The following is a 14,483-nucleotide window of genomic DNA, read 5'->3' on the forward strand; positions in this document are numbered from 1 at the left end:
CCCAACCGTCAGTCCGACAGAAACTCAAAGGGAGGAGATACTATGAAGACCTTTATTACCATGACGGCTCTGGGCCTGATGGCCGGGACTAGCTTTGTCAACGCAGCGGACAAGCCGGTTGTCGCCAGCATCGTTTTCCAGGGTGACCAGTTCATGAAGTCGCTTCAGGCCGGTATGCGCAGCGCAGCCGAAAAGGCAGGGGCAGAAATACTCGAAACCAACATCGATGGCGACCAAGCCAAGGAATCGCAGGCAATCGACACCTACATCGCCCGCAAAGTGAACGCGATCGTCATTGCACCCGTTTCCGCCAAGAACTCGGCTGCCGCTCTCAAGCGTGCACGTGATGCTGGCATCACCGTTGTTGCCGTGAATGGTGGCCTGACCGACGACACGATTGCCCAGGCAACCTTCTCGACATCCAACAAGGATCTCGGCATGTCGACCGGCAAGGCTGCCGGTGCCTTTATCAAGACGACACTCGCGGGCAAAGCCAACGTTGCCATACTCGGCTTCAAGTCGCTGTTGCCTGAACAGAGCGGCGACCGGACAGGTGGATTCAAGACCGCCGCTGAAGCCGGCAACCAGGTCAAGATCGTGACTGAGCAGGACGCCTGGCTACCGGAAAAAGCCGTGTCGGTCGCAACCGACATTCTCACCGCCAATCCTGACGTCAACGTTATCTATGCAGCCAACGAAGGCGGCACCGTTGGCGCCATGCAGGCTGTGCGCAATGCTGGCAAAGCAGGATCGGTCTATGTGTTCGGCATCGACGGCTCAGAACAACTCGCCAAGGGTTTGATGGCGAAAGACAATGTTCTACAGGCCGTTACCGCCCAGTCGCCGTTTGATATGGGTGCTGCGGGCGTGAATGCTGCGCTTTCTATCCTCAAGGGTGAAAAGGTTGAGAAACAGACGACGGTTCCGGCCATTCTTCTGTCTCGTGCCGAGCCTGAGGGCATCAAGACCTTCGTCGAGTCCTTGAAGAAGTAGGTCTCCAAAACCCAAGCGTCTGGCGGCGCGGCGCAATCGGCGTCCGCTGCCAGATGTTACTGACTTGATGGGAGCAGGCATGTCGGCGGTTCTTCAACTGCGCGGGCTTACGAAGCGTTACGGCGCCGTGACCGCGCTGAGCGACTTCACCCACAATTTTTCACGCGGGCAGGTTCACGCTCTTCTGGGTAAAAACGGCTCAGGCAAGAGCACGTTCATCAAGATCATGTCTGGCGCGACGGAACCGAGCTCAGGCGAGGTGATCGTCAATGGCAAGCCCTGTCAATTTGCCCGTCCAGCCGAAGCGCTGGAAGCCGGTATCGTTACCGTCTATCAGGAACTCAGCCTTGTTCCGCACTTAAGCGTTGCCGAAAACATCTTCATCGGTCGCCTGCCCAAGATTGCTGGCACGCCGATCATCGACTGGAAGGCGCTGCGCCGCAAAGCGCGTACGCTGCTCGATGATATGGGCGCCGGAGATATCGATCCGGATGCGGCAGCCGGGTCCCTTTCGATTGGCCGCCAGCAGGTTATCGAGATTGCCAAGGCGATGTCGTTCAACCCATCGATCCTGCAGCTTGATGAGCCCACTTCTGCGCTGGCGCAGGCCGAAGTGAAGCAACTTTTCACGCTGATCAAGCGGCTGCGCGATCGCGGTGTCACCATCATTTATATTTCGCACAGGCTGGCCGAACTCACCGAGATTGCTGATACGGTGACCGCTCTTCGCGATGGCGTCCTCACCGGCTCCCGGCCCATTGCGGAGGCGACGCCGGATGTGATCCTCGAATTGATGTTCGGCGAAATCCAGCCGGTTAACAGACCGCTGCACAAAAAGGACAGGGGGCGGCCCGTTCTGCAGGTGCGCAACCTGTCGCTTGCACCAAAACTGGCTGATGTCTCCTTCGATCTCCACCACGGCGAAGTGCTTGGCATTGCGGGCATGCTTGGCTCTGGGCGCACCGAGTTGCTGCGCGCCATCTATGGCGCAGGTCCGATGGACGGCGGCGAAGTCATCGTCGATGGCAAGACCATCAAAGATGTATCCATCGCGACGATGAAAGCGCTGGGGTTGGGCTACACATCGGAAGACCGCAAGCACGGCGGACTGGCGCAAATCCTGTCGAGCCACGCCAACCTGTGTCTGGCGGCGATGCATTCGATCAGCAAGATGGGCTTTGTGACCGCAGCGCGCGAGAAACCCTTCGTTGATCGTCAGATCAAGGACCTGCTGATCAAGGTTGGCAACCCGTCGCTTCCCGTTTCGAGCCTGTCCGGTGGCAATCAGCAGAAGATCGTCGTGGGCAACTGGATGAACAATGATCCACGCATCCTGCTTTTTGACGAACCCGGCCGCGGCGTCGATGTTCTGGCCAAGCAGCAAATCTATCAGATCATTTGGGAACAGGCGACGCGTGGCCTTTCCAGCATCGTCGTTTCAACAGAACTCGAAGATCTGGTGGAATGCTGTGACCGCATTTTGATTTTGCGTGACGGCGTGATTGCAGACGAATTCATCAACGATCAGCTCGACCCTAAGGCGCTCTATGCAAGCTGCATGGTGCGTCAGGCCACAAGCTGACAAAGAGGATACCAACGATGACAACCTCCGACGGGACAGTCGGCGCATTCGTGCGGCGCAACTCGATGCTTCTCATCCTCATCGCTCTCTATATTCTGGTGGCGATCACCGCTCGCGGCTTCTTCACGCTCGATAACCAGTTGAATATCCTGCGAACTATCGCCGTGCCGGGCATGATCGCTTTCGGGATGACCCTGTTGATCATTGTTGGAGAAATCGACCTTTCCGTCGGGTCCATGGTGGCCGCTTCGGCCTGTATTCTGGCTTGGCTCGTCAATGCAATCTCTGGCGGAGACTTCGAACCAAGTGTTTTTGTGGTCATCGTCGCCATGATCCTCACCTTCGCCTTTGGTGCCGCAGTGGGTATCTTCAATGGCTGGCTGCGGAACCGCTATATGGTGCCGACCTTCATTTCCTCGCTGGCGATGATGGCGACGCTTGCGGGCCTTGCCAACATGATCACCGATGGCACGCCTATCGAATCCTTCCCGTCCTGGTATTATTTCATCGGCAGCGGTCGGATTTTTAACATTCCCATGCCCGTCTATCTGCTGCTGCTGTCCTTCGCCATCTCATATGTTCTGGCAAACTTCACCAGCTTCGGTCGTGCCGTCTATGCCATCGGCGGCAATGCGGAAGCGGCACGCCTGTCTGGCCTTGCCGTTAACCGGACTCGCATGACCTGCCTCGTAATCACGAGCCTCTTCGCGGTCATGGGTGGCATCGTTTACTCGTCGCTCCTCAACTCCGGCAACCCGACGATTGCCAAGGGCATGGAACTGGAAGTCATCTCGGCTGTGATCATCGGCGGTGTCAGCCTGTTTGGCGGCAAAGGATCCATCTGGGGTGCTTTTGTTGGCGTCCTGTTTCTCGGTGTTCTGCTGAACGCCATGACGCTCTGGGGCTTCAACCCCTATGCCCAGCAGGTGGTTCGTGGAATACTGATCCTCGGTGCTGTCTTCATCAATCTGGTCATCGAGCGCCCTCACCTTGGCCATGCGTGACGTGACAGACGCGGACAACTCGTCTGTCCATATGGTTTGGGATTGCGGCGAAGCCTCGCTACAGAGCCTCGGCGGGATGCTTGGCCCGGTGACCTTCCGTCTGCCAGATGGAAGGCCGGTCCAGCCGCTGCATGTCGCGCCTTGGGAAGACGAGGATCTGAGCAATCATCCACCCATCCTTCGCAGGCTGCGGGGCGAGTGGCCGTGTGTGCCGTTCGGCATGCCGCCAGAAGCTCCGCTTCCAGAGCGCTGGAAACTGGACGCCGGATCGGCAAGCCACGCACCGGATGTTGCGGGGGCATATCCCCACGGTTTCGGTTCGAACCATCATTGGCGCTTGGCTTCTGACGGCGTTTTGGAAATGACAGCCGAAATCGACTATCCGCCATCGAGCGCCATTTCCCATCTGCATCGTCGCATCACTGCAACACCCGGGAAAGCCGAGCTGAGATTTGAGCTAAGCATCCGCGCACGCCGCGATTGCCACCTGCCAATCGGTCTCCACCCGGTATTTACCCTTTCCTCAGAGCCGGGATCCATGCACCTTGACCCCGGCGATTATGCCGCCGTTCACACGCATCCCCTGGAAGAATCTGGGGGTATCACGCCGTTTGAAAGCGATGCTATTTTCGCTGATCTTTCGAAGCTCCCGGCACGTGATGGCAGCTTTATCGATGCTTGCAGGCTGCCCCTAGCGTCTCCTTCGGAAAACCTGTTGTTGCTGAGCGGCGCAAGCGGCAAGGCAGCACTGACGAATACCGCAGGAGGCTATGTTACGGAGCTCGAATGGGATCGGCATGTGTTTCCCAGCCTGATGCTCTGGATATCCAATCGCGGCCGCACGCATGCGCCATGGTCCGGGCGACATCTTGCGCTCGGCATGGAGCCCGTTCGCGCTGCTTTTGATCTTGGCGAGCAGGTTTCTGCGGCGAACAATCCGCTTCGGCAGGCCGGAATTGAAACGAGCTGGGCTTTTACTGCTGGCGAATGCCTGACGACGCGATACTCCATTCGTTGCATGCCGCGCCTTTGAGAACCGCAGATTGCCTTAAAGGCTGAATAACGGAAAAGGCGGGAAGGATATCTCCTCCCCGCCCTGTTATGTGTTCAATTGCTGCGCTTACTTGGAAGCAGAAACGATCTGGTTGACGAGCGCATCGCCATTTGCCGAAATGAAGCCATCCCAGACAGGGAGAACTGCGGCCTGAAAGGCTGCCGAATCCACATCGCGATTGACCTTCATGCCTTCCTTCTCAAGCGCCGCGATCATGCCTTCTTCCTTGGCAATATTCATCTCGCGCTGCTTGGCCACGGCTTCTTTCGCCACCTCGGTGATGATTTTCTGCTCGTCGGCACTCATGCCCTTCAGGTTCTCGCTATTCATCACCATGGCAAGCGGCGAATAGGCGTGCTGCGTGAGCGACAGATATTTCTGCACCTCGTTGAACTTGAACGAGACGACGATGCCGATCGGATGATCCTGCGCATCGACAACGCCCGTTTCAAGCGCGGTATAGAGTTCGGCGACCGGGATCTGCTGCGGATTGGCATCCAGCAGCGCGAACATATCGTTCAATGCGCGCGAGTTGTTGACGCGCATCTGCAGGCCCTTCAGATCGTCCGGCTGGCGGATCGGGCCCTTATTGTTTGTGATGTTGCGATAGCCGTTTTCCGGATAGCCGAGCACGGTCAGGCCATGCTTGGTAAACTGGCCGGAAATTCCCTGACCGATCTCGCCATCCAGCACCTTGTAGGCCACCTGACGCGTCGGGAAAATGAAGGGCAGTTCGAACACGCCGGCCTGTGGCACCAACCCAGTGAAATTGTTGAGGCCGGAAATCGTGATGTCGACGATGCCGGACCGCGCGCCGTCAATCATCTGGGCATCATTGCCCAGCTGTCCCTGCGGGAAGATGGTGACCTTGATCGCACCCTTGGAGCGGGCCTCCACCTGCTCCTTGAAATAGATCGACATGGTCTGCTGGAGATCGCCCTCCGGTGCGGCATGGGCAAGCTTCAGCTGCGTCTCGGCAGAGGCTGACAGCGCGGTGCTAACGAGAAGCGCAGCGCACAGCCCGAAAGATTTGAAGAATGTCTGCATGTAGGTTCCTCCCAGGTTTGAAGTCGCATGCTTCACTTCAACATGAACTGAAGCGGATAGGTTATGAGTTCGGGAAAGATCACGAACAGGGCCAGCAGCACGGTATAGGCAATCAGGAAGGGCGTGAGCCCCCGCATGGCAGCCGACATCGTGGTGCCGCCAACCCCGCATATCACGTTCAAGACAGTGCCGACCGGCGGCGTGATGAGCCCGATAGAGCAGTTGATGACGAACATCAGGCCGAAATAGACCGGATCGATACCGGCCATCTTGATGACCGGCATGAACAGCGGCACGAGGATCAGCACAGTCGGGCTGAGATCCATGGCCGTGCCCACGATGAAGACGATGATCATGATGATCGCCATCAATGTGCGGGGGCTGTCGAGGAAGGGTTCCAGCAGCCCGGCGAGCTGTTGCGGCAATTGCGCGACCGTGATCAGCCAGGAGACGACCATCGCAGCCCCTACCAAGAACATCACCATGGCCGTCGTGCCAACTGCAGCGACCAGCGTATGGTAGAGATCGATCCACTTCATCTCGCGATAAATGAACATCGACACGATGATGGCATAGACGGCTGCAACCACCGCCGCTTCCGTGGCAGTAAAGACACCGCTGCGAATGCCACCGATGATGATGACCGGCAAGAGCAGGGCCCAGAAACTCTCCTTGAGCGCTTTGCCCCGCGCGGGCCAGGACGCCTTTTCCATCACAACGAGCTTGTCCTTTCGCACGATGAACCACCACACGACAACCAGCGTCAGACCCATCATCAGGCCGGGTACGATGCCACCGATCAACAGCTTGCCGATGGATATGTTGCCAGCGACGCCGATGAGGATAAGCGGCAGTGAGGGCGGAATGACAGGCGCAATAAGGCCGCCAGACGCAAGCAGGCCCAAACTGGTTTCCTGCGGGTAACCCGCCTTCTTCATCATCGGATAGAGGATGGAGACAAGTGCCGCCGCATCTGCCACCGCCGAACCCGACAGGCCAGCCAGCACGATGGAGGTGAAGATGGCAACATAGCCAAGCCCCCCCTTGCGATGGCCGACCAGTGTCATGGCGAGCCCGACAATACGGGCGGACAGGCCGCCCCGCGACATGACTTCGCCTGCGACAAGAAAGAAAGGAATGGCAAGTAGGGTGAAACTGTCGACACCATTGATGAGCGACTGCGCCAGGATGTCCACGCTGAACAGATTCATCTGAAGCATCATCGCCACAGCCGACAGAAGCAGCGCAAATGCGACCGGGATGCCGAGCAGAATGGCGACGATCAGAACCGTAATGAAAATGAAAAGCGTCATGCTACGTCTCCGTCATGGCGAGCCAAATGGCCGGAGGCCGGATTGAAGAGACGTACGAGTGCAATCACCACCATTGCGACACCGCAAACCACACCTGAAAGATAGAAGAGACCCAGCGGCAAACCGGTCAGGGGCGATATATTGACCCAATTGGATACCGTAACCCGCCACGAACCAATGACGAGCATCATTGAGGTGCCCAGCACCACCAACCAGCTCAGCCTCTTCAGCCAGGGCAGCCAGCGGGGAAAATACTTCTCGGCGACTTCCGGCATGCCCAGATGTTCGCCCCGCTTCAATGCAGACACGGCACCGATCATGACGATCCAGACAAATGCCAGCCGGGACAGCTCAACCGAGACCCGCAGGCCGGATGAAAAGCCATAACGCATGACCACATTGGTAAAGACCAGCGTGATCATTGATAGCATCAGGACGGCCATCAATATATCAATCCAGGTCCAAAGAAACGACAACAGCCGGCCCATGGCACTCCTCCCACATTTTCCCAGCCGCGTCATCCTTGGACAGCAGCAGTGACTCCACTCACATGTCCGAAATTGTTATCGTTAACATTCGACAGCGTCAAGCGGTCTGCTGCGAGAAGTTGCAGTGCGTTGATGAGGCTCCGGCGTTGCACCTTATAATTGTTTTAATGTCGTCTTAAATTCAATTCCCGCGAGCAAATTTGGTGACGTAGAGGATTGCATCATCTGCGAAACATCTGATTTTACTAACAAAACAGACAACAGTTCAAATTATTTGAAAACATTGAGCTTTTCACAAAAATGTTTACATCACCCAGTCCCTCGACCTTACCTAGGATCAAGAAGCTGAGAGACAAAGTGCTGTTATCGGAGGATTTGCGAGGATGACGCTGTCTGACCGATTTATCACATCCGGTCGGCTTCTGGCGTGCTTACGAGCGTGGCGGCGGCGAAATTGGCCGCGAGAAGAGCGTCCTTAATGGCTTTACCGGATGCAAGTTCGGCCGCGAGAACACCGATGAACTCATCTCCTGCGCCATGCGTGCTTTCAACTTTCACCTTGACGGCGCCTATCGCGATTTCCTCTCCATCATGATGGGCGTAGGCAAGGCCGGAACCGCCAGCGGTGACGACCACTTCTGGAAACACTTTCGCAAGTTTGCGGGCCGCTTCCAGCGCGCCATCGAGAGTTTCCACCACGGCAACGCCTGCAAGCATTTCCGCTTCGATCGCGTTGACGACGAGGATATCGATGAGCGGCTGAAGGTCGCTGGAGAGCATTCTGGCTGGCGCAGCATTGATGAGAACGCGGCCACCGGCCTGCTTCACGACCTTTGCGCCGATGACGTTCGCGGCATCGGGTATCTCGTTCTGGAGAACAAGCAGCGACGTTTTGGCGAGAAGATCAGAAGCCGCCACGACATCCTCTTCGCCAAGGGTGAGATTACTGCCGGAGACGATGACAGCGCCGTAATCGCCTTCATCATCAAAGATGGCGACGCTCATGCCGGTGGATCGGGCGGCATCCCGTCGGACGAAAGTGTGGTCAACGCCTTTACGTTCCAGATTGGCCAGCAGGAACCGTCCGAAATCATCGTCTGCGACGGCACCGATCATTGAAGTCGGCATGCCGGTGCGGGCCGCAGACACGGCCTGATTTCCGCCCTTGCCGCCGCTTTTGGGATGCCAGGATGCGCCGGTGACCGTCTCGCCCTTGCGGGGGCGGGATGGGCCCATGACGGCGATATCATAATGCAGACTGCCAAAGACGGTGACGTGGGCGGGGGATGTCATGAAAGTCTATCTTTCCGTTTGGATTTGACGGCGGCCATGGTGCGATCAAGATTGCGTTCCGCGGCTTCATAGTCGCGCTGTGCGACCGCCATGAAGACGGCGTCGAGAATATTCAGTTGAGCGATACGGGCAGCGGCATTTTCTCCCATCAAGGGTGAACCCTGCGCTGTGGAGCAAAGAACGACATCGGCAGCCTGCGCCAGGGCAGACGAGTTGTAATTGGTAACCGCAATCGTCTGTGCGCCGTTGCGCTTGGCAATCTGGAGCGCTTCGATGATGGCAGTGGTGTTGCCGGAGTGGGAAAAACCGATGGCAATATCACCCTCTGTCAGAAGCGCCGCAGACATCAGCATCATGTGCACATCATCGAACACGGATGCACGAACGCCGATGCGCAGAAACTTGTGAGAGACGTCCCGCGCAATCTGCGCCGATCCGCCGACGCCGTAGAAATCCCGATGCTTTGCCCTGTGAATGAGGTCGGCTGCCTTGTCGAAGGCTTCCATATCCAGAATAGAAAGCGTTTCCTCCAAGGCATTGATAGATGTGCGAAAAACCTTCTGGACGATCTCTAGCGACGTATCGTTGACGGACAGATCCTGGTGCATTTCCGCAGTCGGTTGGCGATTATACTGGCAGACAGCTGTGCGGAAATCACGATAGCCGGAAAAGCCGAGCTTTTTGGTGATCTTGACCACCATGGCTTCCGAGACGCCAGCGTCATCCGCAATCTGTTTCAGCGATGTCTCATCGCTGAAATCACGCATGGCAAACACCGTATCCACCACCTTCGCTTCGAGGGGCGTCAGCAAGGGCATCATCATGCGAATGCGCGGGCCAACTGCCTTTGTGTCGAAGCTTTCGGAATTCATTCTCTTCCCCTTGTCGCACGATCAATCATCATGGCGATAAGGATTATAAGGCCAGTGGCGAGCAGTTGATAGAAGGCCTGAACATTCATCAACGTCAAACCATTGCGCATGGCACCCAGAATAATGGCGCCGAGAATTGTACCGAGAATGCTGCCCTTGCCGCCCATCAAGGACGCGCCGCCGATGGCCGCCGCTGCGATGGCATCCAGTTCCCACAGGTTGCCGAGAATAGGTTCGGCGGCACCAAGGCGCCCAATGAGGATGAGCGAGGCGAGAGCGGCCAGACCGCCGGAAATCACATAGGCCGTGATCTTGGTGCGCGCTATCGGAACGCCTGCAACATAGGCAGCTTCCTCATTGCCACCGACAGCCATGAGATATTCGCCAATCGGTGTTTTCTTAAGCAAAATCCAGGCGGCGATGGCGACAACGGCGACAATAAGAACAGGCGTTGGAATGCCGAAAAGATTGCCGTTGAAGAGCGACCGGAACCCCGTGGGGATACCGAGAACCGGGTTACCGCCCGTATAGATCAGCGCGATGGCGCGGTATGTGCTGAGCGTTCCGAGCGTGACGATGAAGGGTTGCAGCCCGACATAGGCCACAAGACCGCCATTGATAAATCCGCAGAGGACGCCAACGCCGAGACCTGCGAGAATGGCGAGCGGGATCGGCGTGCCAGCCACGAGAAGGCTGGCGGTCACAACGGCGGAGATTGCAGCCGTTGGGCCAACCGAAAGATCGATGCCGCCTGATATGATGACCAGCGTCATGCCAAGCGCAAGGCACGCATTGATGCTGGATTGCTGGAGGATGTTGACGAGGTTTCGCTCTGACAGGAAGCCCGGAACAAGAGCGGCAAACACTGCCATGATGATGATGAGACCGATCAGCGTTCCGGCATCGCGCAGCGAAAACGAGAAACGGCGGAAGGCCGGGGCGGAGTTGGCGGGTGCGTTGGAAGTGCTGGTCATGGGTTGTCCTGTCAGTTTACACGGGCCGCGCAATGCGCGCGTCATCCGCGTCGGCATTCGCCCCTGGAATGGCATGCGCGACAATCGCGCTCTCACTCAGTTGTTCGCGTTCAAGTGTCGCGGCAATCCGCCCTTCGCGCATGACCAGCACACGATCTGAAAGGCGGATGACCTCCGGAAGCTCGGAAGAGACGACGATGATCGAATGCCCCTCGCGGGCGAGGTCTTCAATGAGGTGATAAATCTCAGACTTGGCACCGACATCAATCCCGCGCGTGGGCTCATCAAACAGCAGAATTTGTGACTTGGCTGCCAACCAGCGCGCGATGATTGCCTTCTGCTGGTTGCCGCCGCTGAAGAGCCGGATCGGGCGATCCAGTTGGAAGGGTCGAAGATTGACGCGCTTCAACAGATCCTCTGCCGTGGCCCGCAGCCTGGAATTGCTGATCATTCCACCCGGCGAGAAGTTGCCCAGGGACGCCAGCGCCATGTTGGTGGCAACGGGGCGAAGGGGTATGATGCCCTCACGTTTTCGCTCTTCCGGCACCAGCCCAATGCCGGCGGCAATGGCATCACGCGGATTGGCGAAGCTCTGTTCCTTGCCGTCGATGCTGATCGAGCCGGCGCTCAAGCGATCGGCCCCCGCCAGAAGGCGCAGCAATTCCGTGCGACCGGAGCCGACAAGACCGGCGATGCCGAGAACTTCCCCCTTGTGCAAGGTGAAGGACACATCGCGAATTCTGGTGGCTGAGGAAAGGTTTCTGGCTTCAAGCTTGACGGTGCCGGTGACGAAGGAATTATGCTCTTCCTGCATCAATTCACGACCGACCATCTTGGCGATCACGTCCTTTTCCGAGACCTTGGCAAGATCGACAATATCCACCAGCTTTCCATCGCGCATAATGCTGGAGCGTTGGCAGATGCGGAACACCTCATCCATCTTGTGTGAAACATATATGATGGAAACGCCGCTTTGCGACAGGCTGGCAATGACCTCTGCCAGACGATCAAACTCGCTGGGCGTCAGGCTCGATGTCGGCTCGTCCATGGCGATGACCTTCGCCTTGTCGAGAAGCGCGCGGCCGATTTCCACGATCTGACGCTGCGCGACTTTCAGCGACGATATCGGCGCGGAAGGGTCAATGGTTTTGTCAATCATCGAGAGGGCCTCGGCTGCGCGGGCTTCCTGTTCACGACGGGAAACGAACATGCCGCCCATATGGGTCAGCGAATGGCCGAGAAACATATTCTGGGCGACGCTCAGATGCGGCACCTGCTGAAGCTCCTGATGGATCATCGCGATACCGGCAGCGCGTGCATCCATCGGCTTCTTGAAGGCAACCGCCTCGCCATCGACGAAGACGGTGCCGGATGTGGGGCGAAACACGCCCGACAGGATGCGCAGAAGCGTGGATTTGCCTGCACCGTTCTCGCCGAGAAGTCCGTGGATCTCGCCGGGGGCAACGTCAAAGGAGACATCCGTCAGCGCGTTGACGCCGGGAAAACTCTTGGAAATCGTCTCGAATCTCAGTCGTGGCGTCATCGTTCCACCTCTCAGGCTGGTGGGGAGGACGGCAAAACCGGCCTCCCCTGAGCATGCATTACTTGGCAGTCTTGGCATCTTCCATCAGCACGGCGCGCACATCGACGCCCTCGCCCTGATAGCGGCTGAGATTATCTGCGGTGATGAGGGCCTGCGGTGTGGCAACAACGCGCGGCAGCTTTTGACCAGCAACGAGGCGCAACGCGGTTTCGAGTGCGACTTCGCCTGTCAGAACAGGGAAACTATCCACGGTGCCGGTGAGTTCGCCTGCCTTGATCGACGCATAGGCATCGGAGATACCATCCGTGCCGAAAACCGCGACCTTGCCCGCAAGTCCGGCTGCCTTGACGGCTTCGACAATGCCCAGCGCCATGCCATCGTTATTGGCATAAAAGCCAATCAGATCCGGGTGCTGGTTGAGAATGTTGGTTGCGGCATCGTACGATGTCTGGCGATCCCAGTTGCCGGGAACGCTGGCGACGACCTTGAACTTGCCGCCTTCGCTGATGGCAGACTTGAAGCCATCGGTGCGCTGCACGGCTGCGTAAACACCGGCCTGGCCTTCAACGATGGCCACTTTGCCGCCTTCCGGACGGTTTTTGATGAACCACTTGGCGACGCGCACGCCATTGTCGCGCTGAACGTTGCCGACATAATGCTCGGCCTGCGGAATGACGGCGTCGTTGACGTTGACCACGGGTATCTTGGCGGCCTTCGCCTGTTCGATAACCGGCTGCAGGTTGGCATCCGTCTGTGGAGATACGAGGAGGACGTTATAGCCCTGCGTGATCATGCCTTCGGCAATCGTCAACTGACCCAGTTGGTCGCCCTCGCTCTGGGCGGCCTGATAGGCAACGGGAACGCTGACCTTCTTGCCAAAGGCTTCGTAGCCAAGGCCAAGCGAACGCCAGTATTCATTGGTCAGCGTCTTGGAAACCGCACCGGCCTTCGTGCCCTCGGGCAGCTTGGGGAATGGGCCAAGCTTGGCTTCAAGCTGCGACCAGTCCATGCGGTCCTTTTCCGTATCGGAATTGAGCGGTGCAAGCTCCTGCGCAAAAGCGGCGCTGAACAGGAAGCTGGCGGCAAGGCCGGCAGCCATTGTCGTTTTCAAAAAGGTCTTCATCGGTTTCCTCCCGGATGGTTATTTTCGGCAAGCCTTCGGCGTGCCTTTGGTGAAAGGTTCAAATTTGGGGAATGTCAGCGGTATTGGTTCAGCCGAGCATGAGTTCCTGAATGACCGCCTGTGCTGAGACGGCGTCCTGACGCTCTACCGCACCGGACAGGCGATTATCCTGCTCGATACGATCAACGATTTTCAGCATCCGCTTCACGGTCTGAATGTTCACTTCGCATTCGTGAACGGGGTCGAGGCCCGTCATGTCAGGGAAAGTGTCGAAATAGATCGCGCCATCATAACCGTCCTTGCGGATTTGGCGCAGCAGCTCGATCGTCTGCTGGGTATGAACAGCGCCAACCATCAGGCCATCGTCACGCTTGGCGTAACCATCATTCAGGTGCACACCGAGAACGCGGCTGTATCGGGCAATCAGTGCAGCGGCAAAAGCTGGCTGTTCGTCGGCATAGAGAACATGGGCAAAGTCCAGCGTTACACCCAGATTGGGCATGTCCACATCCTTGATGGCCAGAAGCGTGGTCGCACAATCGGGCATCAGGCTATAGGAACGCGGCTCGTTGGGCTTGTATTCAATGCTGACCAAGCAATCCGGATCATGCGCGCAAACTTCACGAATGCCATCGATCTCGTGTTGCCAAAGCGTGTGATAATCGGCCTGGAAGGCATAATCGAAACCATCTTGCCCCAGCCACAACGTCATCAGATTGCTGCCAGCGGCGCGGGCGGCGTCGATGCCCTTCTTCGTCAGATCGATTGCTTCACGCCGCACGGCAGCGTCTGGATTGGTGAAAGCGCCAATCTTGAAAGCGGGGTTGGTGTAATAACGCATGGCAAAACCGTTGATCGAAAGGCCAAGATCGCCAATCTGTCGCGCAAGAAGTGCCGGATCATCAGCCACATGGTCAGGATAATTGAGATCGAGATCCGTCAGACCATCAACCTTCGCAGCGCGCTTTGCCATCTGCAACATGGTCGGCTTGCCGGAAAGATCTGGCCACTCGGCAGCGGGCTTGGAGGCAAAGGAATTCAGTCGGGTGGCGAATTTCAATGGGGTCACGGTCTTGCTCACTTCGATCGTTGTTGAGACAACTTCACAAATTAAAATGTTTTTGTAAAGCTTAATATGATGCGCATCGCAAGAATTTGGCTTGAAGATGCAGTTTTTTCTAAAACGTTGCGCAATCT

Annotated in this window: 13 protein-coding genes; 4 read left to right on the forward strand and 9 right to left on the reverse strand. The window is 57.3% G+C overall.

All coding sequences use genetic code 11. The annotated features are described in order from the left end of the window. The first annotated feature begins 42 nt into the window (after positions 1 to 42). The 4 genes from IFT53_RS10025 to IFT53_RS10040 all read left to right on the forward strand — a co-directional run bounded on the left by IFT53_RS10025 (position 43) and on the right by IFT53_RS10040 (position 4,612). Positions 43 to 993 (forward strand): substrate-binding domain-containing protein, encoded by a 951-nt coding sequence (locus IFT53_RS10025; RefSeq protein WP_052496877.1) that lies wholly within the window; start codon positions 43 to 45, stop codon positions 991 to 993. Positions 994 to 1,072: 79 nt separating this feature from the next. Continuing rightward, a complete protein-coding gene (locus tag IFT53_RS10030) occupies positions 1,073 to 2,575 on the forward strand; it encodes a sugar ABC transporter ATP-binding protein (RefSeq protein ID WP_192064578.1) in 1,503 nt (500 codons plus the stop codon). A gap of 17 nt (positions 2,576 to 2,592) precedes the next feature. Beyond that, a complete protein-coding gene (locus IFT53_RS10035; protein WP_192064579.1) occupies positions 2,593 to 3,579 on the forward strand; it encodes an ABC transporter permease in 987 nt (328 codons plus the stop codon). Further along, the gene (locus IFT53_RS10040) at positions 3,527 to 4,612 is read left to right on the forward strand and encodes a hypothetical protein (RefSeq protein WP_192064580.1); all 1,086 of its coding nucleotides are present in this window, start codon (positions 3,527 to 3,529) and stop codon (positions 4,610 to 4,612) included. The genes IFT53_RS10035 and IFT53_RS10040 overlap by 53 nt, the downstream gene beginning before the upstream one ends. Positions 4,613 to 4,699: 87 nt before the next feature. On the opposite strand, the gene IFT53_RS10045 is transcribed toward IFT53_RS10040, so the two are convergent. The 9 genes from IFT53_RS10045 to IFT53_RS10085 form a co-directional block, all read right to left on the reverse strand. Further along, positions 4,700 to 5,680: a DctP family TRAP transporter solute-binding subunit gene (locus IFT53_RS10045; RefSeq protein WP_192064581.1), complete on the reverse strand. Its 981-nt coding sequence runs from the start codon at positions 5,678 to 5,680 to the stop codon at positions 4,700 to 4,702. 32 nt (positions 5,681 to 5,712) lie between these two features. Then, positions 5,713 to 6,993 (reverse strand): TRAP transporter large permease, encoded by a 1,281-nt coding sequence (locus IFT53_RS10050; protein WP_192064582.1) that lies wholly within the window; start codon positions 6,991 to 6,993, stop codon positions 5,713 to 5,715. Then, entirely contained in the window at positions 6,990 to 7,481 is a 492-nt protein-coding gene (locus tag IFT53_RS10055; RefSeq protein WP_192064583.1) for a TRAP transporter small permease, read from the reverse strand. The genes IFT53_RS10050 and IFT53_RS10055 overlap by 4 nt, the downstream gene beginning before the upstream one ends. Before the next feature lie 405 nt (positions 7,482 to 7,886). After that, complete coding sequence (locus IFT53_RS10060; protein WP_192064584.1) at positions 7,887 to 8,774, reverse strand: ribokinase; 888 nt, start codon at positions 8,772 to 8,774, stop codon at positions 7,887 to 7,889. Then, positions 8,771 to 9,646: a MurR/RpiR family transcriptional regulator gene (locus IFT53_RS10065; RefSeq protein WP_192064585.1), complete on the reverse strand. Its 876-nt coding sequence runs from the start codon at positions 9,644 to 9,646 to the stop codon at positions 8,771 to 8,773. Before IFT53_RS10065 ends, IFT53_RS10060 begins: the two co-directional genes overlap by 4 nt. Then, entirely contained in the window at positions 9,643 to 10,620 is a 978-nt protein-coding gene (locus IFT53_RS10070) for an ABC transporter permease (RefSeq protein ID WP_192064586.1), read from the reverse strand. The genes IFT53_RS10065 and IFT53_RS10070 overlap by 4 nt, the downstream gene beginning before the upstream one ends. A gap of 16 nt (positions 10,621 to 10,636) precedes the next feature. After that, entirely contained in the window at positions 10,637 to 12,163 is a 1,527-nt protein-coding gene (locus tag IFT53_RS10075) for a sugar ABC transporter ATP-binding protein (RefSeq protein WP_192064587.1), read from the reverse strand. Between the two features lie 58 nt (positions 12,164 to 12,221). Next, positions 12,222 to 13,286 (reverse strand): sugar ABC transporter substrate-binding protein, encoded by a 1,065-nt coding sequence (locus tag IFT53_RS10080; protein ID WP_192064588.1) that lies wholly within the window; start codon positions 13,284 to 13,286, stop codon positions 12,222 to 12,224. Between the two features lie 88 nt (positions 13,287 to 13,374). Beyond that, positions 13,375 to 14,346: a sugar phosphate isomerase/epimerase family protein gene (locus IFT53_RS10085; RefSeq protein ID WP_192064976.1), complete on the reverse strand. Its 972-nt coding sequence runs from the start codon at positions 14,344 to 14,346 to the stop codon at positions 13,375 to 13,377. Positions 14,347 to 14,483: the final 137 nt, after the last annotated feature.

This window comes from Rhizobium sp. CFBP 13644 (assembly GCF_014842165.1).
In the GTDB taxonomy this organism is placed as follows: domain Bacteria; phylum Pseudomonadota; class Alphaproteobacteria; order Rhizobiales; family Rhizobiaceae; genus Agrobacterium; species Agrobacterium tumefaciens_C.